At 63.0% G+C, this 24,350-nt stretch carries 21 protein-coding genes; 10 read left to right on the forward strand and 11 right to left on the reverse strand.

What is annotated here, in order from left to right; genetic code table 11:
* The 4 genes from FKL89_RS18105 to FKL89_RS18120 form a co-directional block, all read right to left on the reverse strand.
* On the reverse strand, positions 1-612 hold the full coding sequence (locus FKL89_RS18105) for a hypothetical protein (RefSeq protein ID WP_156864123.1): 612 nt from the start codon (positions 610-612) through the stop codon (positions 1-3).
* A gap of 190 nt (positions 613-802) precedes the next feature.
* On the reverse strand, positions 803-2,041 hold the full coding sequence (locus tag FKL89_RS18110; protein WP_156864124.1) for a hypothetical protein: 1,239 nt from the start codon (positions 2,039-2,041) through the stop codon (positions 803-805).
* 10 nt (positions 2,042-2,051) lie between these two features.
* Positions 2,052-4,850: a zinc-dependent metalloprotease gene (locus FKL89_RS18115; protein ID WP_156864125.1), complete on the reverse strand. Its 2,799-nt coding sequence runs from the start codon at positions 4,848-4,850 to the stop codon at positions 2,052-2,054.
* 278 nt (positions 4,851-5,128) lie between these two features.
* The gene (locus FKL89_RS18120; protein ID WP_238363423.1) at positions 5,129-6,112 is read right to left on the reverse strand and encodes a LysR substrate-binding domain-containing protein; all 984 of its coding nucleotides are present in this window, start codon (positions 6,110-6,112) and stop codon (positions 5,129-5,131) included.
* 129 nt (positions 6,113-6,241) lie between these two features.
* Between FKL89_RS18120 and FKL89_RS18125 the strand changes: the two genes are divergently transcribed.
* Positions 6,242-6,628, forward strand: coding sequence for a DUF2917 domain-containing protein (locus tag FKL89_RS18125; RefSeq protein WP_162527575.1), 387 nt, complete (start codon positions 6,242-6,244; stop codon positions 6,626-6,628).
* A 122-nt stretch (positions 6,629-6,750) separates the two neighbouring features.
* Here the strand turns inward: FKL89_RS18125 and FKL89_RS18130 are convergent, their stop codons facing one another.
* From FKL89_RS18130 to FKL89_RS18150, 5 genes are all read right to left on the reverse strand, one after another.
* Positions 6,751-9,558, reverse strand: coding sequence for a zinc-dependent metalloprotease (locus FKL89_RS18130; RefSeq protein WP_156864128.1), 2,808 nt, complete (start codon positions 9,556-9,558; stop codon positions 6,751-6,753).
* Between the two features lie 350 nt (positions 9,559-9,908).
* Entirely contained in the window at positions 9,909-10,469 is a 561-nt protein-coding gene (locus FKL89_RS18135) for a hypothetical protein (RefSeq protein WP_156864129.1), read from the reverse strand.
* Positions 10,470-10,582: 113 nt separating this feature from the next.
* Positions 10,583-12,007: a tRNA (N6-isopentenyl adenosine(37)-C2)-methylthiotransferase MiaB gene (gene miaB, locus FKL89_RS18140; protein WP_156864130.1), complete on the reverse strand. Its 1,425-nt coding sequence runs from the start codon at positions 12,005-12,007 to the stop codon at positions 10,583-10,585.
* A gap of 49 nt (positions 12,008-12,056) precedes the next feature.
* Positions 12,057-13,553, reverse strand: a complete 1,497-nt coding sequence (locus FKL89_RS18145; RefSeq protein WP_156864131.1) for a hypothetical protein — start codon at positions 13,551-13,553, stop codon at positions 12,057-12,059.
* A gap of 33 nt (positions 13,554-13,586) precedes the next feature.
* Positions 13,587-15,101 carry a hypothetical protein gene (locus tag FKL89_RS18150; RefSeq protein ID WP_156864132.1) on the reverse strand — a complete coding sequence of 505 codons (1,515 nt, stop codon included), beginning with the start codon at positions 15,099-15,101 and terminating at the stop codon, positions 13,587-13,589.
* Between the two features lie 96 nt (positions 15,102-15,197).
* Here FKL89_RS18150 and FKL89_RS18155 point away from each other — a divergent pair, with 96 nt between their 5' ends.
* The 9 genes from FKL89_RS18155 to FKL89_RS18195 all read left to right on the forward strand — a co-directional run bounded on the left by FKL89_RS18155 (position 15,198) and on the right by FKL89_RS18195 (position 22,832).
* A complete protein-coding gene (locus tag FKL89_RS18155) occupies positions 15,198-16,931 on the forward strand; it encodes an IlvD/Edd family dehydratase (RefSeq protein ID WP_156864133.1) in 1,734 nt (577 codons plus the stop codon).
* Between the two features lie 19 nt (positions 16,932-16,950).
* Positions 16,951-17,859, forward strand: a complete 909-nt coding sequence (locus FKL89_RS18160) for a DUF2971 domain-containing protein (RefSeq protein WP_156864134.1) — start codon at positions 16,951-16,953, stop codon at positions 17,857-17,859.
* 212 nt (positions 17,860-18,071) lie between these two features.
* Positions 18,072-18,902 carry an alpha/beta hydrolase gene (locus tag FKL89_RS18165; RefSeq protein WP_162527576.1) on the forward strand — a complete coding sequence of 277 codons (831 nt, stop codon included), beginning with the start codon at positions 18,072-18,074 and terminating at the stop codon, positions 18,900-18,902.
* A gap of 125 nt (positions 18,903-19,027) precedes the next feature.
* Positions 19,028-19,231 (forward strand): hypothetical protein, encoded by a 204-nt coding sequence (locus FKL89_RS18170; RefSeq protein WP_156864136.1) that lies wholly within the window; start codon positions 19,028-19,030, stop codon positions 19,229-19,231.
* Positions 19,176-19,622 (forward strand): DUF6036 family nucleotidyltransferase, encoded by a 447-nt coding sequence (locus tag FKL89_RS18175; RefSeq protein ID WP_156864137.1) that lies wholly within the window; start codon positions 19,176-19,178, stop codon positions 19,620-19,622. Before FKL89_RS18170 ends, FKL89_RS18175 begins: the two co-directional genes overlap by 56 nt.
* A 106-nt stretch (positions 19,623-19,728) precedes the next feature.
* A complete protein-coding gene (locus FKL89_RS18180) occupies positions 19,729-20,649 on the forward strand; it encodes a DUF3667 domain-containing protein (protein WP_156864138.1) in 921 nt (306 codons plus the stop codon).
* Positions 20,650-20,756: 107 nt separating this feature from the next.
* The gene (locus tag FKL89_RS18185; protein ID WP_156864139.1) at positions 20,757-21,659 is read left to right on the forward strand and encodes a 5'-nucleotidase, lipoprotein e(P4) family; all 903 of its coding nucleotides are present in this window, start codon (positions 20,757-20,759) and stop codon (positions 21,657-21,659) included.
* A 70-nt stretch (positions 21,660-21,729) separates the two neighbouring features.
* On the forward strand, positions 21,730-21,978 hold the full coding sequence (locus FKL89_RS18190; protein ID WP_156864140.1) for a DUF3297 family protein: 249 nt from the start codon (positions 21,730-21,732) through the stop codon (positions 21,976-21,978).
* A gap of 107 nt (positions 21,979-22,085) precedes the next feature.
* Entirely contained in the window at positions 22,086-22,832 is a 747-nt protein-coding gene (locus FKL89_RS18195; protein ID WP_162527577.1) for a pilin, read from the forward strand.
* 5 nt (positions 22,833-22,837) lie between these two features.
* Here the strand turns inward: FKL89_RS18195 and FKL89_RS18200 are convergent, their stop codons facing one another.
* Complete coding sequence (locus tag FKL89_RS18200) at positions 22,838-23,527, reverse strand: hypothetical protein (RefSeq protein ID WP_156864142.1); 690 nt, start codon at positions 23,525-23,527, stop codon at positions 22,838-22,840.
* A gap of 89 nt (positions 23,528-23,616) precedes the next feature.
* Positions 23,617-24,297 carry a hypothetical protein gene (locus FKL89_RS18205; RefSeq protein WP_156864143.1) on the reverse strand — a complete coding sequence of 227 codons (681 nt, stop codon included), beginning with the start codon at positions 24,295-24,297 and terminating at the stop codon, positions 23,617-23,619.
* Between the last annotated feature and the right edge of the window lie 53 nt (positions 24,298-24,350).

Raw genomic sequence — 24,350 nt, forward strand, 5'->3', positions numbered from 1 at the left:
CTACGGCAACAACACCGTCCAGCGCGGGTCGCCCAGATCGAGATTGATTGAGGCGTTGCGCCCGCTCTCGGTGTAGTCGACGATCAGTCGGCGCGGCGCCCCCCAGCTCACGCCAGCGTCCGTCCACGGCGTGCGCGGCGCAAACACGCGTTCACGCGCCGGACCTCGACGCTCGAAGCGCCACACCGCGAGCCGGTTCTCGCAACCTTCCTTGCAAAAGTCGATGGTTACAAAGTAGCGGCCATCGCTGTTGAAAAACGGTTCGTTCGGCAGCTCGGTGGTGCTCTTCGTCTCACGGTGCACCAGCACAAAGTCCAGTTTGTCGGCCTGAGCCCGGTACAGCACCACCGAATCCGACGCTGCGTAGTAGCCGTAGAAACTGAAGTTCGGCCCCGCCTCGCCCGGTTTGTCCTCGAACAGAAATGGCGGCTCACCAGGCACCATGACAGCGAGCAGGCTGCCATCGCGCTTGATGACGTTGCCTATCAGGCTGCCACCGCGACTGAGCTGTGTCGCCTCAATCTTCTTGCCGCAATCGGCGGGGTCGTGCGTGTTGGCGCAGAGTTTGGCGAACTGCTCGGCCGCCGGGCGCAGGCACCGTGACTGCCGCAACGGTTGCGGCGGCGAGCAGCGGCGGCTTCTCCACCGCCTGCCCCTTGTCGTCAACGACCACCGTCGTCGATTGCGCACGGGAAACCGCGGCCACCAGCAGCAACAGCGGCACAAAAAAAATCAGACGGACTTTCATCCGCCTGATTTTCTCATTGTCATCGCCCGGCAGTATCGCCTGCCCTGCCACACCCTACTCCGGCACACACATGCTCACCCCCTCATCGAGCCAGCCGATGGCAACAGCGGCGTCTACTGTGGCGCGGCTGGTCACGTAACGATGGTTCGAGACGTAGTTTTTGCCCGGTGCGCTGGCGTTGTTGTAGAGCCGGTAGAGCGGTTTTGATCCGGCCGGGCAGCCAGGTTGTGTGCCTGCGGGTGCGCTGGCGGGCAAAGGCAGTGGCTTGTTCACCCGAAACGTTTGGCCTTCGTAGGCGAGGAAGCTCACGCCCTTGAGCCAGTTGCATTCGGTGTCGCTGGCGCTGTAGAAGTGGGTGTTCGGCCCGCCGTTGGCGCCACCATAGAAACGGCAGACGCTGACGTAGCCACCCTGCTTGAAACTGTTGCCGGTGCGCCGCCAGGTGGCGATGCTGTCGAGTGCAGCGCGGTCAGCGTCGGTGGCGGCGTAGAAGTACTGCCCATCCGGCTGCCTGGGAAAGTCTGCCGTATTGACGTACTCGGTGACTTCACCTTCGACCCAGGGCGGTGGCAAGGTGGTGAGTTTGAAGTCCTCGCTTGATGGTGGAAAGCCCGGCCAATCCGAAGGCAACTTACTGCGGTTGGCATCGTTCCAGTCGCTCCGACTCTCAACGAGTCCCAGCTTGTAGCCCCAGAAGTACGTTGCCCATGGTGCCCCGGCCCGCACAACCGACATGGGTGATGCATCGAATTCGCCACCGTCCAGCGCACGCTTGCGGATGGGGGCGCCGAGCGTGATTTCGTCGTCGAGAACCCAGCGCACAGGGCTAGGTGTCATGAAGAAGTTCGGTCCACACCCCTCGCCGCCCCAACGCCAGTAGTTCGTCTCGCGAATTACCGTACCCTGCACTACTGGTCGCGTGAGGGTGGTGGCCTCAATGCGGCAAGGAACAGGCTGTACAAAGTACCAAGGCCGATAGACATGCGTCTGATTCGGCGTAAATTTGCTGGCTTCAATGAAGAAGTAGCCGTTCGTCACCTTCGCGGCCGGCTTGGGCAATGCGGGCGCTACGACCACGGGCGGCCCGGTCCGATGCGCAACACCATAGGGGCAAATGTTGAAATCCACGCCGCAGATGTACATGTAGTAGTCAGACAGGTCGACCGCTGCCTGCGCGTCAACCGCGTACGCCGGGATTGTGCCGAAGCACAATATCGCTAGCGAGGCGACGGCCAGCCGCCGCCTCGTGCCAAGTGTCTCCGGCGCGTGCAAAACGCAACTCAGCGCCGACATAGGCAACCGCCTAGCCAATCACCTTGGCAATCTGCGCCTTCAATGCGCCGTCGAGCAACGCAACCGACTCGTTCAGATGGGCGCGGTTTTCGATCGAGAGGCCCGGCTTCGCCGCCGCCTTGCGCAGTTGCGCCAGCAGATCGACGGCGAACTCGCGGCGCAGGCTGCGTGCATCGGCCGGTGCGGCGGGGCTCGGCTTCGACACCGCTTCCGCCAGCAGGCGCACATGCTCGCGTTGCAGGTTGCGCCGCATCATGCTGATGCTGGCACCGCTGCCGAGTTCGCTCCAGATCGACTTCTGCAGCGTGCCATAGAGTTCCGGCAAGCCGAGCGCCTTGCTGCTGTCAGCCAGTTTCTCCGGTGCCACCACGAGCCGTACCGCCACGCTGTCGCGCATCAATTGGCCCAGCGTTGCGCGTTGCAACGCGAACACGCGGCCAGCAACCGACTGATCAATCGGCGCCACCGACGGGATACCGACGTCGTCCTCAGACACTGAATCCCAACGCGCGTCAAAGTCCGGGGTCAGCTTGCCGAGGAACTCCGGCTTGAACTTGAACGAGTCCACGGCGAACAGGTTTTTCGCCAGCAGATTCAGTGCGCGGCGCTGCTTGTCGGCGTCCACCGGGGTCAGCGGTTGCCGGCCACTACCAGCCACATCGCGCAACACGGTGACGCCACCGACATACTTCGCTGCCAGCTCACTGACCTGGCCCATCAGCAGGAAGCCGCGCTGGAAGTTGCGGCGCAACTGCTCGTACTTGGTGCCAGCCGGCAGCTCTTTCGCCTGTACGCGATCCCACAGCTCACGGATGACGGCGAAACGCTTCTCGTAGAAGCCAAGCGGATCGCTCGACAAATCGCTGCGGTTCACTTCCGGGTCAATACCTTCGACGATCGGCATGAAGCCGGCGTCTTCGTCGGTGGCGTAGGCGTGCTGCGGTTCCAGCGCGCGGGAGAGCGTCTTCGCCAGCTCGGCCTTCTCGGTCTCGGGCGTGGTTTCCTTGTAGCCGTACTCGATGGCCCAGATGTCGTACGGGCCGACCGTGACCATCGAATACTGGCCCTGACGCTCGTCCCTGGTGGCGATGTTGAGCGCGTTGTAGTCCATCACCGAAGCGGACACGCCCACTTCAGCGCCGAACTTCGGATCGCGCAACTGTTCCGGCGTCACTGCCATCGAGGCCTTGAAGTTGTGGCGCAGACCGAGCGTGTGGCCCACTTCATGGGCAGTGATGTCCTTGATCGCGTCCATGATCCACGATTCAGCCTGTGGCGAGCCGTATTCGAAGTCACCGCGGGCCACCAGCAGGTCCAGCGCGAAGGCAGCCTCCGAGAGCTTGTTATCGGCATAGGCGCACAGTTCGCCGGAGTTGCGGATCAGGCCGGAGGCCAGCGCGCTGCCAACGGGGCGCGGCGGGTCTTCGCTGACTCGTGCGCTGTAGAGGCGGGTGATGTCCTCATTCATTTCGATGTCGGCATCAAGGATTTCACCGGTGCGCGGGTCCACCTTGCTCGGGCCGCGGGCGCCGAACTGGATGCCGTTGCCAGCCACCCAGCGGATCGACGCAAAGCGCGTGGCCGAGGTGTCGAAATCATCGTCGTCACCCTGCTGCTTGACGACGACGGCGTTCTTGAAGCCAATCTTTTCGTAAGCCTTGTTCCATTCGAGAATGCCGTCACTCACCGCCTTGCGGTAGGCGGTCGGGATGTTCTTGTCGAGCCAGTAGACGATGGGCTGCTTCGGCTCCGACAGCGCTGCAGTCGGGTCCTTCTTCTCGAGACGCCAGCGGATGATGTAGCGGCTCTTCGTCTCACGCTTGTCGGGGTTGCTGAAGTCGTTCACGTTGGCGGTGAAGTAGCCGACGCGCGGATCGGCCTCGCGCGGACGCATGAGGCTCTGCGGCAACTGTGAGAAGCCGTAGTAGTAGCCCATGAACAGCGAGCGGATGTCCGGCAGTGTGCTCGGGTACTTGGGCAGCGGCTGCCCCGGCGCCGGCGTCGGCGGCGGCAGGGCGACGCGGCCGAGACGGTAGTGGGCGCGCACGTTGAAGCCGGTCTCGGTCTCGCTGTTGCGCACTTTCTCGATGCTCGAGTTCTTGTCGTCGAAGGAATACGACTGCCGGAACGTCTGCTCCAGTTGCTGCGCGGCCATCGGGAAGTCGTTGATGAACAGCGCGTTGGCTTCGATCAGCACGCTCTTGCGTTCGGGATGCGGTGCACTGGCAACGCTGACGCTGCCAATCAGGCTGTCGGAGAAGCTGCGTTCCACCGCATGGCGGATCGGGGCATCCTTGGCGGCGGTGTGCGCGATGTTGCGGGCAATGAGCTGCACGCCGTTGGGGCCAAATTTGCGGAAGCTGGCCACGAACTGTCCGCGACCGGCCGCGAGGAAGCCGCCCATCTGGTTGCCGAACAGGCCGGCGTCACCGATATTGTGGGTGACGTTGACCGAGAAGAAGAACGGGCGCTCCCACATTGCTTCCGGGATCTCGATCCACACCTTGTCGTCCTTGCGCCAGGTGGCGAAGAAGCCCTTTTCTTCCTTGGCGTCCTTGATCACGTCGGCGAACGGCTTCGGCGCCGGCGGCGTGCCGGGCGCGCCAGCGGCAGCGGATGCGCCTGCCGGGCGGGCGCCGGGCGCAGGGGCTACGGCTTTGCTGTCACCATTGGCAGCCGGTGTCGCCGCTGCTGTAGCGGCGCCGGCGGCTGGCGCAGCCGAAGACGACGCTGGCGGCGTGACGGTGGCGCAGGAGGCGAGGCCCGCGACGAGCAGGGCGGCGGGCAGGAGGCGGAGTCGGAAGTTCATTGAGTCCTCGGAATTGGCGGGATCAGCTTTATCGTGAAATCCGCATCGGCCGTGGGCTCAGAACGAAATTTCGATCAATATCGACATTGATCGAAAACGAACGCAACCCCCGGTCTGTGAACGGTTCCAGCAAAAAGCTGCTACCCGAAACGCAGTTGACAACATGGCAGTGTAGAGGCAGTGCGATGGCCGCCTGCCGGCGGCTGGACGCGCTGCGACAGAGTGCGGAATTTCCCGACCGAACGGCGAACCGCCGATTGCGGCGCCGGCAGCCGCGCTTACTTGCGCGACGACCGCTTTGCCGGGACGGCGCCGCTGCGTTTCAGCCAGGCGTCGAGTTCAGCGTTGAATTTGCGCGTCTCGCCCAGCAGCCAGTCGACGAAGGCGCGCACCTCACTGCGCGCCATCGAGCGCTCCGAGACCACCATGTAGCAGCCGGCACCAGTGGCCACTGCCACATCCAGCGGACGCACCAGATCGCCCGACATGAACACATCGGCGCCGTAGGTCCGCCCGAGCGCCACCCCCTGCCCGCTTTGTGCCGCGAGGAAAGTCTGGGCGATGAAATCGAACTTCAACTTCGAGCGCCCCTTCACCTCGGGCTGCCCGATCGCCTCGAAGAAGCCCGGCCAGGTGGAGCGGTACTCGGCGCGACCGCCGTAGGTGGATTCGATCAGCGTGTGTGCCTTCAGATCGGCCAGCGAGCGCAGCGGTTGCGCCGAGCGCAGGTAGTCCGGGCTCACCAGCGGGAACAGCAGCTCGTCGATCAGCAGCGTGGCTTCCGGCGGCGCGCCATCGGCCGGCAGGTAGCGGATCGCGACGTCGATGTCGTTCACCGCCAGATCAATCACACGGTCAGTAGCGCCGATGTCGAGATCGGCGTTCGGCCGCAGCGCACGAAAGCCGGGCAAGCGCGGGATCAGCCACAGCGACGCAAACGACGCGAAGGTAGTCACCGATACCCGCGGCGAATTGACATCGCGGCGCAGACGATCGACCCCGCCATCCAGCTCGGCCAGCACCCGTTGCACCAGCGGCAGGAACTCCCGTCCCGCAGGCGTCAGCGCGATCTCGCGCGCCTTGCGCACGAACAGCGGCACGCCGAGCTCGTCCTCCAGCCCCTGCACCTGGCGGCTGACGGCAGACTGGGTGAGGCTCAACTCCTGCGCGGCTTTGGTCAGACTCAGATTGCGCGCGGCGGACTCAAAGCCACGCAAGCCGGCCAGTGTCAGAGGGCGGCTGCGCGGGTTGCTGGAAAGCATGGGAAGGTTATGCATGCGCTTTGCGCAGACTCGACTGCAATCAATTCGTTGGACGGCGCCGAATTATCCCTCTTAAATACGATCCTGGAAACAGGTTTTGTTTCCTTTCAGACCGCAAGGAGTACAGTCATGAACAGCCTTCAATTCCCTCTCGCAACGCAAGACTGGACGCTCGGCAAGGGCCGCGCGCTGGCACTGCAGGCGGCGCAGGTGAATTCGATCGAAGCGCTGTCCGGGGCGCTCTGGGTCACCGTCTCCGGCAGTGCCCAGGACTTTTTCGTCGCCCCCGGCGAGCGCATCACAATCCCCTGCAATCACGGGCAGGTCGTGGTGGAAGCTACATCCGACGCCGCTACGTTGCGTATCGGTCAGGCGGTCGAGACCGCACCGGCGGACGCGCAAACGCAGTCCTTCTCGCACGCCGTCTACGTCTCCGTGGTCTGCCCGGTGGTGCGCGGCTTGCGCCGAACCGCCGACTGGCTGGACCCGTCGCCGAGCCCGCTGCGCGCACACTAGCCGCAGCCCCGTTTGCGCGGCGCCCGGCCGGCCCCGCGCGAACATTTCGATTACTCCCCGCTGCCACGACATCAACGATGTCGTGGCTTTTTTATTGGCGGGAGCAAGTGCGCGGCAGTACGCTAACCGACGGTGCGCGAGGCTTGCGCTTTCAACGCAGCGTCCAGCGTGTCGATGATTTCGTCGAGATGGGCGCGGGTCTGGTTGCCGAGTTTGCTGTTGCCTTTGGCTTGCTGGGCGCGGGCGAGGAGGGTTTTGGCGGTCAGGCGGTGCAGCGCGCGGGCGTCGCCAGCGGCCGTGCCAACGCCGGGTCGGGTGATGATGGTCGCCAGCCGGCGCGCGTGTTCGCGCTGCAGTGCACGACGCGCGGGCGTGGTGTCCGCAGTAGCGATACCTTCGCCCCAGACGGCGCGGGTGAGGCTGCCGTAGAGCTCGTCCAGGCCGAGCACCGGCGTGCCGCTGGCAACCTTGTTGCGCGCATTCTGCAGGCGCTCCGCCACGCGCGGCGACAGCAGACGATCCATGGTGGCAGTCTGCAAGCCAAGCAGGGTGGCGTCGAGCGAGCGATCCAGCGGCGGCGTAAAGCCGCGTTCCAGCGCGCTATCGACCAGACGGCTGGCAAACTCGGGCTTGATGTTGAAGCCGTCGGCCGCGAACAGGTTGTCGTTGATCAGCTTCAACGCGGCGCGCTGCTTGTCAGCCGCTACTGGCGCCAGCGGGGCACGGCCGCTTCCGGCCTGATCGCGCCGATAGACCACGCCACCAACGAACTTGCCCGCAAGCTCAAAGGCAAGCCCGAGCTGGGCCAAGCCGCTCTGGAAGTTGCGGGTGAGGATGTCGTAGTCCTCGCCGGGCTTCAGCTCACGCGCCTGCAGGCGGTCGAACAGCTCGCGCGAGAGTTGCACGCGACGGCGCGCAAATTCGAGCGGATCGCCGCCGACGTCGCGCTGGTTGACCTCGGGGTCCATGCCGTCAAGATCGCCGGCAATTTCTTCGTCAGTGCCGTAGGCGAGCAGCGGCTCACTACTGCGGGCGGCAATCTTCTGCAGCTCGGCGCTCTCGGTGGCGGCCGGCAGTTCCTTGTAGGCGTATTCCACCGCCCAGTAGTCATACGGCCCGAGCGTGCTCATCACGTATTCGCCCTGCGGTTCCTTGTCGAGCGCAACGTTGAAGGCGTTGTAGTCCATCACCGAGCCGCCGATGCCGTTGGCGCGGGTGAAGGCCGGGTCATTGATCTGCGCCTGGGTGTAGATGGTCGAGGCGCGGAAGTTGTGGCGGAAGCCCAGCGTGTGGCCCACCTCATGCGTGGTCACGTCTTTCAGCGTGGCATGCACGATGCGCTCGGCCTCTTTCGGGTCCAGCGCTTCGCCGCCACGCAGCGCCAGCAGATCCAGCGCGAAGCTGGCCTCGGCAATCGCCGATTGACCGTAGGAACAGAGCTCAAAGGCGGCATCGTCGCTACCGCCGAGGTCGCGTGGCAAACGCGAGGCCTGGGTACGGGCGGCACCGCCCGGCAACCAGGTCGCCACGGCCTCGCTGCCGTCAGCGTTTGCAGCTGGCATCGGGCGCGGATACTGGGCCTCGGAGCGGCGACGCGGCAAGGTCACCCAGCCATTGCCCATGGTGATGTCGGCGTCGAGAATCTCGCCAGTGCGTGGGTCCACACGCGAGGGGCCAACCGCGAGCGCACCATCGTTGTAATCGACGAACCAGCGCACTGAAGCGCGGCCGGTTTCATGGGTGCTCCAGGTGGCGTCGTCGGGCTGCTGTTCGACGCGGATCGCGTCCTTGAAGCCAATCTTCTCGAACGCCTTGTTCCACTCCAGCACGCCCGCCTTCACGGTGTCGCGATATTCGAGCGGAATGTTCTTGTCGAGCCAGTAAACGATCGGCTTCTTCGGCGCCGACAGCGCGGCGGACGGGTCCTTCTTCTCCAGACGCCAGCGATTGATCACGTACTTGCGCGCAAACGCGGCCTGGTTGTCGCTGAAGTCCCAGATGCGCTGATTGAAGTGGCCAACCCGCCCGTCGGCTGCGCGCGCACGCATCGGCTCATCCGGCAGCTTTGACAGCGTGTAGAACAGGCCCACGAAGAAGCTGCGCGCATCCGGCACGCCACTCACCGGGCGCGGTTGCGGCACCGGGCTGGGTACCGGCGTCGGCGTGGGCACGGGCAGCTTGGGGATGGCAAAGTGCGCGGTCACGTCAAACGTGGTGGCGTCGGCGCGCGACTGCGTCTCGCGGAAGTACGAATTCGGGCGATCCAGCGCGTAGCCGGCACGATAAGTCGTGTCCAGTGCGGTGGTGATCATCGGGATGTCACCGAGCAGCAGCGCATTGGCTTCCACCAGCACTGACTTGCGCTCAGGATGCGGCGCACTGGCGACGGGCGCAGCGGCGAGCAGACTGTCGCTGGTGCCTTCCGACGTGGCCACCGCGATCGGCGTTGCCGGCTTCGCGTAATTGCTGAAGTTGCGGGCGATCAGTTGCACGTTGTTGCCCACCTTGCGGAAGGCGACGATATTGCCGCGCAGCATGGCACGCGCCATCGACACCGACGAATCGCTCATCACACCACGGCTCAGATTGGCCTGCAGAAAGTAGAGCTGGTCGAACTGCTCGGGCTTCAGCTCAATCCACACCTTGTCGTCCTTGCTCCACAGCGGGAACAGGCCCGGCTGCTCCTTCGCATCCTTGATGACGTCGGCGAACGGGCGCGGTGGTGGTGGTGTTCCGGGTGTAGCCGTGGGCGCGGCGGCAGGTCGCGCGCCCGACCCGGCAGCAGGCGCGGCGGCAGTTGACGTGCTGGTCGCACCGGCGGCAGCGGCGACGGACGATGCGGGTGCAGGCGCAGGTGCTGGCGCGGTGGCACACGACGCAAGCAGCAGGGCGGCGCCAGCGAGCGCCACCGAATGAGTCGAAAAGGGCATGTTCTACTCCGGGAATGACCGATTCAGCTTTTCACCGCGAGGCTCGTATTCGCCGGGCTTGGAGTGTCATTGGCGTCAGTGTCGACTTTGCCACTTTTCACCCTGGATGCCCGTTGAATACGCCTGTAGCGGCGAAAAGCCATCTGTCAGCAGCCAGCTGCTGCTGTACGTGGTCGCCAGTGTAGATGTCGCTATGCGGGTCGATCTGTTCCGCAGGAAAACTGCGACGAACGACCGAAACCGCAACCTGAAAGGCAAAGGGTCTGCTGCGGTTGTCGTAGCCAAAAAACACAAAAGCGCCCCGCAGGGCGCTTTTGCACAAGTCGCGACGCGTGGGCGCCGCGATTTGGTTAGCGGCGACGCAGTGCGATGCCTGCAAAGCCAACCAGCAACATGCCGATCAGTCCGTACAGGGCGGGCGAACCCACCGGCACAATCACCGGCGGCGCAGCCTGCCATACCGACGTCGCGCTGAAGGCGCCAGCGTTGCAATTGATGGTGATCGTTGCGGCGCCCTGCGGCTCGCTGCCGAGACTGACCGTCGACACAAACACGAACGTATAGGTGCTGGATGCGAGCGGTGCCGTGAAGGTGCGGCCAAAGCCGGTTGCAAAGGCGCTCGGGCTCGGGAGGCTGAACCCGTAGGTATCGTAAGCCGTACCGTTCAGCTGCGTGGCACCAGTGATGGAAACAGTCCCCGGAAAGCTGGCGCTTGCGTTAGCCGTGGTCGAAAAGCCGGTGTTCGAGCAGGTGCCCGCAAACCCCGTGTAATCGAGACTACCCAACGCCGCAGAGACGGCCGGAGCAGCCTGGGTACTTGGCCCCACTGGTTCGCCACTATTGCCGCCCGCAGCAAAAGCACTCGCGCTGGCCAATGCCAGCACCATTGCGAAAGAGTTAAAAAGTTTCATATGTCCCCACTATTTGGATGAACCGCGTCCCGCGTTGCCGCATGTCCGCACTGCCCGTAAGGCTATAGCCAGACAATCCTCATGTCAATGACATGGGAGTTACAACGCACCGGTCAGTCGCGCGCCTGCAACAGTTCACCGCGCAGGCTGTGCGGCGCGGCATCGGTAAAGCGAACGTCGACGTACTGCCCGATCAGGCGTTCGCCGTTGGGGCCGCCGGGGAAGTTCACCACACGGTTGTTTTCGGTGCGGCCCGCGAGTTCGGTGCTGCTCTTGCGCGACAGACTCTCCACCAGCACACGTTCGGTGTGGCCAATCATGGCCTTGCTGTAGTCGAAAAACAGCTCGTCGATACGCTTCTGCAGCTGGCTCAAACGCGCGGACTTTTCTGCAGCGGGCGTGTCGTCAACCAGATCGGCCGCCGGCGTGCCCGGACGCGCTGAATAGACAAAACTGAAAGCGCCATCGAACGCCACGTCGTCGATAAGCTTCATCGTCAGGTCGTGATCCTTTTGCGTCTCGCCCGGGAAGCCGACGATGAAATCCGAGGTCAGCGACAGGTTCGGGCGCACCGCACGCAGACGCCGGACAACGCTCTTGAACTCCAGCGCCGTGTAGCCGCGCTTCATCGCGGCCAGGATGCGATCCGAGCCGTGCTGCACCGGCAGATGCAATTGCGAGACAAGCTTCGGCGCCTTGCCGTAGACATCGATCAGCGCCTGTGTCATCTCGCGCGGATGACTGGTGGTGTAGCGGATGCGCTCGATGCCAGGGATTTCGTCGATGTATTCAATCAGCGTGGCGAAGTCCGCAATCGCGTCGCCCTCGCCCATCTTCCCGCGGTAGGCATTCACGTTCTGCCCGAGCAGCGTGATCTCCTTCACGCCCTTGATCGCCAGTTCGGCAATCTCGGTCAGCACATCCTCGAACGGGCGCGATACTTCCTCGCCGCGTGTGTACGGTACCACGCAGAAGGTGCAGTATTTGCTGCAGCCTTCCATGATCGACACGAACGCGCTGGCGGCTTCCACGCGCGCGGGCGGCATGCTGTCGAATTTTTCGATTTCGGGGAACGAGATGTCGACCTGCGAGCGGCCGGTCTGGCGCTTTTTCGCGATCAGCGCGGGCAGGCGGTGCAGCGTCTGCGGGCCGAATACCACATCGACAAACGGCGCCCGCTCGACAATCGCGGCGCCTTCCTGCGACGCCACGCAGCCGCCGACGCCGATCACCAGATTCGGGTTCAGCTTCTTAAGGTCCTTTACCCGACCGAGATCGTGAAACACCTTCTCCTGCGCCTTCTCGCGCACCGAACAGGTGTTGAACAGGATCACGTCAGCGTTCTCCGGCGTATCGGTCTTCTCGAAGCCCTCGGCGGTACCCGCATCAAGGATGTCGGCCATCTTGTCCGAGTCGTACTCGTTCATCTGGCAGCCAAAGGTGCGGATGAAGAGTTTCTTCTTCGCGGTGGCGGTGGAATTGACGGAAGTGGCAGACGCAGCGGCGACGTCCACAGTGGCGGAAATGTGATCTTGCATGGTGCAGGGCGCGCGGCTTTATCCGGCGTTGCGGGAGGAAACGAGTATTTTAGGGCGTCTGTATGCTGCGCCCCGACGTCAACGGAAAACCGTTCGCATAGTTCTGTTGCGGATTGCCGGAAGAATATTTCAGCGTAGTGATGCCAGTGCCAATCAGCGGTAACCCAGCCAGGGTCAAGGGACCAACGCGATCGAACGCTATTTCTCCGGCAGAATTGACCGCAATCGTTCTTCCTTCACCATTCCGCAAGGCCAGCCCGTTGTACACCCTCAGCAGGCCATGACCGCCTTCCTTGCCGGGGTTGCGCACCAGTTGTCCGCCGCCCTGCACGCCCTGGTAGCGAACCCCGTACCAGTTTTTTGAGTCAAACAGCAGATCGCTGCCCCGACTTCCAAATGACAACACCGTGGCGTGGAAACACACCCCTTCATTCGGGATGAACGGTCGCGTCGGAAAATCATCATAGGTTCCCCCGAGCCCCTCGCGATCAAACGACATATCGAATTCAGCGCCCTCGCAGGCGTTTGCCGATGCACTGTCCCATGGCCGGGCAAACGGCCGCGTTGCATCGCCTCGCATGTAGTAGCGTCTGGTTGGCGCAGTGAACACCCAACTGGTGCTAATCACGCCGTCTTCGGTGTAGGCGTACTCGCCGGCCAACTGGTTGCTCATCAGCGTCGCCGACACGGCATCGACAGCGGTGGCGTACGTGAGCAGCCGCCGCTGTCCGCCGACGTGAACATCGGCGACCTTGTTGTCGCCGCTGGCGAGGCTGGGCAAGGCATCGATGCTGGTTGTCATCCGGATCGTCGTGTTGAGCGAATTGATCCACAGATGATCCAGCGCAACAGCGGTGTACTCGGCACTCATCCCGCCCGCAAGATTCATCAGCGTACCGCCGCCGGCAACGCCACCAGTCGGCGGCTGCAGTGGCTCCTCCCCGTAGAGAACCATATCCGCATCGCGAACGGTGTTGCAAAGCGGCGGCAGTTCCTTGTAGTTGCCACGACGGATGATCTGATCAAAGAGACGGGTTCCCCGGCTGACAGAGCCAATCTCGATCACCTCAATGAATCCCTCACGAGTACGGTCAATCGACTGGTACGCAGGCAGCGCCGTATCACCTCGATAATTCGAGCTCGTAAAGGCTAGCTGGAGTCGGGGCGATCTGGTCAGATCGACCGACCCGCCAGCGCAGGATTGGTCGTTGGACACAAGCAGTGGCGGGTCCGCGTCGGTAGCGCCAGGCAGCGCCGCCCCGGTCCATACGTCGCCGGGAGTGAGAAACAGGTTGAACGACGCAACGGTCGCACCGTTACGCCCCTCTACGAAGCGGACACGAAGTGCCTTTGCCCGTGCAAGATCGTGATTCACTACGGACATCAGCGTCACCCAACCGTTGCGAACGGTGTAATAGGGGTAGATCAGCGCCTGCCCGGTGCCGTCGGGATTGACGCGCACCGCCTGCCCATGGGTCGGGCACGATGCAAATACACCGCCGAGCGAAAGCGCGAAGACCAGCAGTGCGCTGCTAATGCGATTCATGAAATCTCCGGGGATAAGCACGCAAATGGCGCCCTACTGCCGCAACGGCCGGCACTTTTCATCGAGCTTGTCGTCGCGCGGTGCTTTCGGTGCATTGGGGAACACCTGATCGACTGACTGGTTGCACAGCGGGTCGAAGGAGCGTGCGGCATCGCGCCGCAGCCGTTGATCCGCCGTGAGCGAGGGCGCTACCGAAGGCGGCACCGGATAGAGACGACGATCAATATCGCGTGCGGCGTCACGGGCGGCGTTGGCTCTGGCCTTGTACGGGTCGAAGCCTTCCGGCTTGCCCGGTGGCAGGTCAAACGCGGGCGGTTTTTCCTCGCGCTTTTCTGGTGGCACCGGCAGCGGTACAGGCGATGGGACGGTGACCGACGACGGCCGATTGTTCGGAAAGATCGACGCACCCAGCGACGGTGCGCTGACGGGTGCGGCGGTGGCTGGCGTACCCGGCGCACTGGCGGCGGGGGCAGCCGCAGTCGTCGGCGCCGTGGTTGCGGGCGACACCGGAGCCGCCGTAGTCGGCGCGGGCGCGGACGGCGTGGCGCTGGGCGCCGCCGCAGCGGGTGCGGCCGGCGCAAGTGGTGTTGGCGTCGCTACGGGAGGTGCGGCTGATGCTTGCGTCGCTGGCGCCGCGGCAGGCGCGGCTGGCGCAATCGTCGCAGCGGGCGCTGGCGTGGGCCGTGGTGTCGCGGCGGCAGGCAGCGGCGGCACTGGCAACGGTCGCGTCAGAGCGGGGGCGGTGACCGGTGCCACAGGCTGGATCGGTGCGGCTTCCACTGCTGCGGGTGTACGGGCGCTCGGCGTGTCGGGCAGCGCGCGTGCAGGGGCAGGGGCGGGCGTCGGCGGCGTCGCTACTGCAGGCTCAGCCGGTGTTGCCGCAGGGGCCGGCGGTGGCGTGACCGGTGGCGGCGTGATGGCCTTGGGTTCCGCCGCTGCTTCCTTGACCTCCGGGCGCGGCGGCGGGGCGGCAACAACAGGAGCTGGCGTGGGTGCAGGCGTGACCGGTTCAACAGCAGCGGGCGGCGGCGCTTTCAGTGCCGATGTTGCCGACGTGACCAGCTCTGGCGACTGCGCAGCGGGCGCGGGGGCGGGCGGCGTGGGCGTGGTCTCCACCTTCACGGCCGGCGGCGAGGGCTGCGGCAGCTCTACAGTGGGAGCGGGTGATTCCTGCTTCGGCGTCGGCGGATCAAGCTCCTCCGCGCGAGGGATGGTCGGCGGCGCCGTCACGCTGAACGTGGTCATGGCTGCTGGCGCACTGCCGGGCGCCGGCGCCGCGCTGGCAGCAGGCTCCGCTTGGGCAGGGGCCTGCCCGGCCGCAGGTTCCAGACGCGCCGTCAGACGGGCGCTGCTGTCCGAGGCGACTGCATTGGTGGGCGCGCGCCAGCCAAAACTGTCGCCACCGACCTGCAAGGCGCCGAGCAGCAGATGAATCGCCAATGAAATCCCCAGCGCCCATAGCAGTCCGCGCTGCGCGCGGCTCTGCATGGCGCGCGCGAGCACCTGCGTGTCGAGCGCGCGGAGGGGGTCGATGGCAATGGCATCCATGGTTGATTTCAAGAGTGTATGCGCCGACGGGCCGACAGACAGTATCGGGTGCTAGCCTTAACTCCAGTAGAACAAGCGCACCAAAAGGAGTTCAGCATGGCCAACCGCGACGACGACAGCAAATTCAAACGCCGCAGCCAGCAATGGTTCGGCAAGATCGACAAGGATGGCTTTGCGCATCGCTCGTGGATGAAAAATCAGGGCCACCCGAACGATCTGTTTGATGGCCGCCCGGTGATTGGCATCTGCAACACCTGGAGCGAGCTGAACCCCTGCAACGCGCACTTCCGCGAGATCGCCGATTTCGTGAAGAAAGGCGTGTGGGAGGCGGGCGGCTGGCCGCTGGAGTTCCCGGTGATGTCCACCGGCGAAGTGCTGATGCGCCCCACCGCGATGCTCTATCGCAATCTGGTCAGCATGGACGTGGAGGAAAGCATTCGCGGCAACCCGATTGACGGCGTGGTGCTGCTCATGGGTTGCGACAAGACGACGCCCTCGCTGGTGATGGGTGCCTCGTCCTGCGATATCCCGACCATTGGCCTCTCCGGCGGGCCGATGCTGAAAGGGCGCTACAAGAAGGAGCTGCTTGGCAGCGGCACCGGCGTGTGGCAGATGAGCGAAAAAGTGCGCGCCGGCACCATGCGCATTGAGGAATTCATGGACGCCGAAGCCGGCATGCATCGCAGCAAGGGCCACTGCATGACGATGGGCACCGCGAGCACGATGGCTTCGATGGTGGAGTCGCTTGGGCTCTCGTTGCCGGGTAACGCCGCGATCCCGGCGGTGGACGCGCAGCGCTATCGCCTGGCGCAGCTCACCGGGCGGCGCATCGTCGAGATGGTGCATGAGGACATGCGGCTCTCGAAAATCCTCACCCGCAAGGCATTTGAGAACGCGATCAAGACGCTGGCCGCGATTGGCGGCAGCACCAATGCCGTGGTGCATCTACTGGCGATTGCCGGGCGCATCGGCGTGAACCTGAAGCTGGACGATTTCGAGCTTGGCTCTGCGATGCCCAACATCGTCGACATCCAGCCCAGCGGCAAGCACCTGATGGAAGATTTCTACTACGCGGGCGGCCTGCCCATCGTGCTCAAGACCATTGGCGAATCGCTGCATAAAGATGCGATCACCGCCAACGGCAAAACGATCTGGGAGAACGTGCAGAACGCCGAGAACTTTGACGAAAGCGTGATCCGCACGCTCGACAACCCGTTCATGGCCAATGCCGGCATCACCATCCTGCGCGGCAATCTCGCGCCGAACGGTGCCGTGATCAAGCCAAGCGCCGCCACGGCGAAACTGCTGCAACATCGCGGCAAGGCCGTCGTGTTCGAAACCATCGAAGAGCTGCACGAGCGCATCAACGATGAATCGCTCGACATCGACGAGAACAGCGTGATGGTGCTCAAGAACTGCGGCCCGAAAGGGTATCCGGGCATGGCAGAGGTGGGCAACATGCCGCTGCCGCCGAAGGTGCTGCGCAAGGGCATCAGCGACATGGTGCGCGTGAGCGACGCCCGCATGAGCGGCACCGCCTATGGCACCGTCGTGCTGCACGCCTCGCCGGAAGCCGCCGCCGGCGGCCCCCTCGCCTTCGTTCAGACCGGCGACTGGGTCACACTCGACACCGCAGGCCGCAAGCTCAGCGTGGAAGTATCAGACGCCGACATGGCCCGCCGCAAGGAAGGCTGGACGCCACCCAAGCCGCCGCTTGATCGCGGCTACTGGAAGCTCTACATCGATCACGTGCTGGGGGCGGATACGGGGGCGGATTTGGATTTCCTTGTGGGGAAATCGGGGACGCCGGTGTTGCGGGAGAGTCATTGAAAAAGCGCCGGAATTCACTATGCCCGAAGTGCCGTTTGTCCCTCTAGGCAGGGAGCATGTCTTTTTCAAGTACCTGAATATCGGTGCTTCGCTTGCGACGCTCAAGAACAAAACCTTGAAGTGGTCAAACGCGCGTCTCTTCAGCGATCCATTTGACATGCCTGCAGATGTATCGTTCGCGTTCGATGGTGCATCATTCGCGAACGCGCTTCTTGATGAAATGTCGCGCCTTGCTTTCGGAGCACAAACGCCTGTCGGCGACATGAACAATCCGCTTTTCGCTCTCTGCATGCAAAGTCGGGACAATCGCAAACGCGGAGCAACCGAGCCTGAATTTCGCAGGTACATGTCGCAGTCACTCACCGAAACTGCTGAGCAATTCACGAAGGCGATTCCACTACTTGAACGTCAGCTAGAAATGATGCGCGAGCAGTTCGCGTTGTTCTGCGTCTCCAAGACCAATAAAAGCCTATTAATGTGGGCGCACTATGCACATGACCATACGGGATGCGTGCTTGGATTGAGGTGTTTGCCAGACCTGGATCGGCCACTATGCGCAGTAAAGGAAGTCAAATATCTATCTGAATTTCCGCTGGTGGCAACGCTGCCAGAATACGTCCGGCATCTCACGGGCCAGTCCGAACTGGACACTAGTGCGATTTTCGAGCGATTCGCGTTGGCGAAAAGCGACGATTGGAGCTATGAGCAAGAGTGGCGTGGACTTAGCCTTCTGACCAATCGTCAGTCTGGTTTCGATCTTGACCCACTATTGCCGGAAGAACTTGACGCTGTGTATTTTGGCGCTAGGATTGATCCACAAAATCGTGATGAGCTGATATCAATAGTGCGTCGACATTTTGTATGCACTAAGCTCTACCAAGCGAAGCTGAGTCGACAGCATTACTCGCTTCATTTTGAAGAGATATAGTTCGCCGAGAGGCCTCTTTTGCGTACTCTTAGCCAGCGTAGCCTCGATGCAACGAATTGGAATCGAGGACAACCGCGGCCCGATGAACAAATGCCTCGATTCCGCCTCGCTGCATCGCGGCTACGGCGTTGCACGATAGATGCCGCTTGTCGCGGCACTGCGCAGCCGGGATAATGATCGGCGACTTCTGCGAAGTTGACCGGGAATTTTCGATGCCACGCCTTCTGACTGTCCGGCGAGTATTGATCGCGCTAACGACGACGGCCGCCCTGCTTGCTGCCGGTTGTGGCGGCGGCGGCGAGACTGCGGCACCCGTGCAGGCGGCGCAGCCGGCTGGGCGCATGGTCTCGCTGACGGTGCCGTCACAGAAAGTGGGCTTCACCTACAACATCGACGTCTATCTGCCCGCGTCGTACGACGCCAGCAGCGCTGCCTACCCGACCATCTACGCCCTCGACGGCGACTCCCGCTTCGACGGCATCAACACACGCTTTGACAACTTCAGGGAGACATTGCGAAGCAAGGGCACCGACGCCATTCTGGTCGGCATCGGCGGCACGGCCCGGCGGCTGACTGACTACAACTTTCCGGGCGCGACGGCGTTTCATGACTTTCTGACGACCGAGCTGATTCCGCTCGTCGATGCCCGCTTTCGCACGGTACAGGGCAAGCGCATGCTGGCCGGCATTTCGACCAGCGGCAATCTGGCCGCCACGGCACTATTTCTGGAGGCGACCTCAACCTTCAGCTTTTCGCACTTTCTCTCCACCGAGGGTGCGTTCTGGCAGCAGCCCGATGCCATCAATACGCTCGAACAGCAGATGTTTGACGCCACGCGCGGGCGTACGATTCCGGTGACGCTGGTGCTGGTGCGCGCGACCGCTGGGACAGGCACCAACGCAACCTACGTGCACGACCTCTTTCTGCGTCTCGACGCACGGCGATACGCAGGGCTCACCCTGATCGAAACCTCATTCGCCACCGGGCACGTCGAATCCGACAACCCGGCGTTTGCGGATGTCGTGGGCAGGATTTTTCCCTAGGGCCTTCTCTGCAAGTGATGCGAGGTTGCTGACATCAATGTCAGGACGTCAGACCAACCGGGGCGACCGCCATCACGACGCGCCGAACCGGTTGCCACCGTCGCCTGCCACTGAGACAATGCAGCATGGCCATCGCAAAAGTTGTCCGCAAAACCACTCTGCATGATGCGAACGACGATGTTCGTGATGTCGCGTACTGGCTGTCGCGCCCTGTTGCGGAGCGGCTGGCTGCGGTTGAGGAATTGCGCCGGCCGGTGATGGAGGCTTTGCCGCTTGCTGAACAAAGACTTCAGAGAGTTTATCGAGTTACTACGCTCAAACGGGGTTGAGTTCCTCGTTGTCGGCGCGCACGCGCTGGCCGCGCATGGACGCCCCCGTTACACGGGCGACCTTGATCTGTGGGTCAGGCCCGAGTCGACCAATATTTTCCGGCTTGTCAAAGCCCTTGATGACTTCGGATTCGCGTCGCTCGGCATCGCCGCTCAAGATTTCATGGAGCCACAGGCGATGATCCAGCTTGGATATCCGCCGGCAAGAATTGACTTGTTGACTGCTATCGACGGCGTCACGTTTGCCGACGCGTTCGAACACCGGGTGGTCTTCGACGCTGGCAACGGGTTGCGGTTGCCGGTCATTTCGGTTGACGATCTCATTCGCAACAAACTCGCCACCGGTCGCAGCAAAGATCTCGCGGACGTAGAAGCTCTTCGCGGCCGATAGTTCTGGTTTGTCTTGATGGGGCGTGGTCACAATCACGCCATCCATCGTGGTTGCTGCGCACAGTTCAGCCAAAATCCTGCTCCCATTTCCTCCAATTGACTGACCCATGTCCGACGCCCCCGCAGCGCAGCTCGCCTGCCTGAACTGCAACACCCAATTCATCGGGCAGTATTGCTCCTCGTGCGGACAAAAGCACGGCCCTGCCATGCCGACGACGATGGAGATCGCGGGTGATTTGCTGCGCAGTGCGCTGTCGCCCTCGGGCAAGGTGTTTGAGACGTTGTGGACGCTGCTGCGGCGCCCCGGCGAGCTGACGCGGGCGTTCATCAGCGGGCAGCGCATGCGCTATGTGCATCCGGTGCGCGTGTACTTGCTCTGCGTTTTTGTGCTGGTCGCTGCGATCACGGTGAACAACACGATTCGCGGATGGACGGGGCGGCCCCCGTTTGAAGTGGAATCTTCGGCGATGTTTGCGCGACCTGATGCCAAGACTCAGGACGTGAAAGCGGTGGATGGCAACGACGCTGGCAAACCGCCGAGCGCTGCACGTGAGGCCGGCCGTGCGCTCGGCAGTCACCTGCCCGATTGGCTACGCGAGCGCGTGAAGGCGCGCGCCAAAAATCTCGACGCGGTGGAATCGGCCAAGTTGCAACAACGGACCAGCGAGGCAATCACCAAGCAATACTCTGCGTTGTTCGCCCTGCTGGTGCCATTCATGGCACTGGTGAACTGGATGCTCTACGCGGGGCGCGGCCTCACCTACGCCGCACATTTCGTGTTCCTGCTGCATGCCACTGCGGCAAGCTGCCTGATTCTGTTGCCGGTGTATGTGCTGAACCTGCCGATGGCGTACTTTCCGGCGATGCTGGTGGCAATGGCCTGGACCGTACTGGCAGCGCAGCGGGCGTTCGCGGTGTCGCTATGGGGAAGCCTGTGGCGCTATCTGGTGTACCTGGTGCCCACAATGCTTTTCTCAGCACTTGCTGGCGTGCTCGTGGGCATTGTGTCGGTGCTGCTCATAGACTGACCGCCGCACCGCACTCCTTTCGCGCGCCTGCCTGACCTGAAACGAAACGCGCCGGTCGCCGCGCCCGGGCCGTTGATACATTGATTGCTTGTTCAACGGAGGATTTCATGGCCCTACCCGGCATCAGGTCGCCGCGCTTTGCGTTGCGCGCGCTGGCGGCGCTCACCGCAGCGCTGTCGTTCACCACCTTCGCACAGGCGCCAGCGCCCGCCGCGTCTGCTGCACCGGCAGCACCGCCCGCTCCCAATACGACAGGCCCGCGCGGGACCGGCGTGGACAACCTGCTGATCGCAGCGGTGGCGTGGAAGCAGACGGCCGCCGAGTACCGCGCGCTTTATCACCAGGGCTACAACGTGGCGCGCATGCAGGTGGAGCTGGGGCTGGCGAAGCGCAAGCCCGGCGACCGCCCGCTCGCGGTGGTGAGCGATGTAGACGACACCATCCTCTTGCCGCTGGCTTACTGGGGCCACCTGATCAACCGCAACATGGATTTCTTCGACGACCCGATCTGGGACGAGTGGATTCCCAAGAACCAGATGATGCTGGCGCCGGGGGCGCGCGAGTTCTTCGATTTCTGCGCCACAAGTGGCGTAGAAGTGTTCTACGTCACCTCGCGCGATCAGGGCGACAAGACCTTCGACTACGCGATGGATCATCTGCGTATCGCCAAACTGCCCAATGTGGACACCAAGCATGTGACGGTGCTGCGCGACACATCGAACAAGCAGAACCGGCAGGACGAGATTGCGAAGACGCACGACATCGTGGTTTTTCTTGGCGATTCGCTGAACGACTTCCGCCACAAGTACTACACGAAGGACGTCGACGAGCGCATCAAGCTGATGGAGTCGGATCGCAACGAGTATGGCCGTCGCTACATCGTGTTCCCGAACCCGACCGACGGGCACTGGATGCGCGCGATCTTCGGCGACAGCGAGCCGCCGCCCACCGACGCCAACCGCGAGACGTTCAAGAAAGCGGCCACACGCGCGGCCTGGGACGGCAAGTAGGCCAGCATACGATTCGCCCGACTGGATTCTGCGAAACTACCAGCCCTGACACCGATTTGTTGCCTCACCGATGACCGACACCACGCTACCCGCCCTGCCCGATCGCCTGTCAATCGATCCGAAAAGCCCGCATCACAACCCGGAGTACTTCCGGCGTGACATCGGTGTGCGGTTGAACGGCGTTGAGCGCCGGGATGTCGAGGAGTACTGCATCAGCGAGGGCTGGGTAAAAGTGCCTGTTGGCAAGACACGCGACCGCAAGGGCAATCCGCTGACCATCAAGGTCAAGGGCACAGTGGAGCCATTTTTCCGCGACTAACAGGCTGTCGCACGTCGCGGCCATGCGCACGTCGCGCGTTCGCCAATACCCACGGCAGGCACGTAACCCAAACATCGTTGAGTACGGGCATGCGCTATGAATGCCGTATGCCACGTCTGCTCCCAATCTTCATCATTGCAGCAACCATTGCTGTAGTCGGTCACTTCACGCAGTGGTTCGGCTTTACGCGCCCCGCGATCGAGAAGGTACGCACCGAAACAAACACGCGCATCGACGCCACCAACGCCGATGTGGCGGCGAACGCGGCGCGTATCGCGGCGACCGAACAGAAGTCCGCCGGACTGGAAGCGCTGACGCGAGAGCATGCGAAGCAAATCGCTGCGGTCGACGAGCGTACCCAGGATGCCGTCAAAGCTGCCGCTGAAGCCAATCGGGCGACGAACGACGACGTGGCGAAGCTGGCGGAGCGGGTGGACGCCAACACGCGAGCCATCGGCGAAATGAAAGCGCAGATCGCTGCGGCAACGCCGAACGCTGAAGAGCAGCAGTTGCGGCGCGACCTGATGAATGCGATGTCGGCGGCATCACAGTTCAAGGCGGCAGTCGCTGAATTCATGCAGACGGAAGGCCGCATGCCTGCTGGCAACGCACAGGTTGGGCTATCGGCGCCAGAGCGCTATGCAGACGGTGGCTTGCTGCGGCTTGCCATCGAACAGGGCACGATCGCCGCATATTTCCGGGGCGGAAGCGGCGGCAGCGCGACCACGCGCTTCCGCCTGATCCCGGATGTGCCGGACAACAATCCGGCCGGCGTGGTGCGCTGGAAGTGCGACACCAACTTGCTGCTGGCGGCGCGCCTGTTCACAAGCTGTGAATTGAAACCCGCGCCGTAGCTGCGCTACTTGGCCGCTGCCAGCTCCTTCTTGATCACGATCTCGTCTTCCTCGCGATAACGGCGATTGCCGCACTGTTCGCGCCACTGGGCGACGGACTGCTTGTGCGGCTCCACGCGGTCGTTGACGTTGTGGCTGCGCTGGTTGATGCCGTCGATGCTGGCGTTGAGCTTGTCGACGCGGTCGCGCAACGCTTTCTGTTCTGCATTGAACTCGTCCAAGCTCTTTTCAAATGCCTTGTTGCGCTCGTTCAGTTTGACGCGCTCAGGCTCCAGGGCGGTTTTTTCTTCTTCCTTCTTGGCGGTCTGGATTTTGGTGTTGAGATCAGTCACTGCGGCTGACAATGAATCACGTTCTGCGGTCAGCGCAGTCATGCGGGCGCGCAGTGCTTCGTTGGCTTTGCTGACTTCGCCCTGCTCGGTCTTCACGGCCGCCTGATCGCGCTTGAAGGCGTCCTGTGCGGCCTGAATTTCCTCGCCGTTCTTTTCATTGGTCTGCTGCAGCTTCATGCAGACGCGCAGCTCGTCGATCGACATGATCTTGTCGGCTTTGGCGGGGGCTGCGGCAGGGGCCGCTTTCGCCGGCGCTGCCTTGCGCGGCGCCGGTGTTTGTGCCTGACTGCCGGCGACAGCCAGCAAGCTGCCCAGCAGCAGCGAAAGTACCGGAGCCACCGGAATGCGTTTGATGGATTGCATACGAACGGAAAATGGGGTGAGCGCAGCGCGCGAAGGCCGCAAGTTTACCGGCGTCGCCGACGAGGCCGGGGCCGCGGCTGCATCGCCCACTACTTTCCGAGCGTACGCACCACCATTTCACCTTCGACACGACCGGCGCCTTGGGGATGTGACGCCGACCGTTCGACGACGCGTTTGACGACGCGAACACCGTCCGCTGGCGCAGTCCACACCCGCTGGGTCTCGCCGAGCGAGTCGGTAGCCACCACCAGGTAGGCGTTGAACTTTCCCGCTGGAACCGTGATGCTGTCGTATGCCTCGACTTTGTAGTTCACGGTGATTGGCGTGGTCTTGCCGCTGGCATGGTTGGTGACCTGATGCGTTGAGCTCCAGGCGTCGCCCACCTTGAATGGATAGCGATAGCCGAGCCCCGGATCGTAGGTCACTGCCGGTTTGCCGTCACGCGTCAGGCTGGCGATCTGGGCGCCGGTTTCCATGTCGTGCACCTGCGCCGGCACCTGTGGCGATTCGATCAGCACCGCCGGCTTGCCCTGCCACGTCGTGCGGCCATGGTTGTAGGTGACGCGATCCTCCTGATTGCCAAAACTGCCGGATGTCTTGCGCTGGAAAACGCTTACTGTGCCCGGTGGCGATTCGACAAATTTCTGCGCCACAGGCTGGGCGCTGACGGCTGCCGGCAGCATCGCCGTTGCCATTGCAGCCGAAGCAGTGACGATCACGGACAGGATGGGCATCGGTACCGTACCTGCATTGCTCATACGTTCAAACATATCGATCTCCGTTCGCGCGATCACCGGAGACATGACCGCATTTACGTCAGTAT

It is taken from the genome of Casimicrobium huifangae (assembly GCF_009746125.1).
Classification (GTDB): domain Bacteria; phylum Pseudomonadota; class Gammaproteobacteria; order Burkholderiales; family Casimicrobiaceae; genus Casimicrobium; species Casimicrobium huifangae.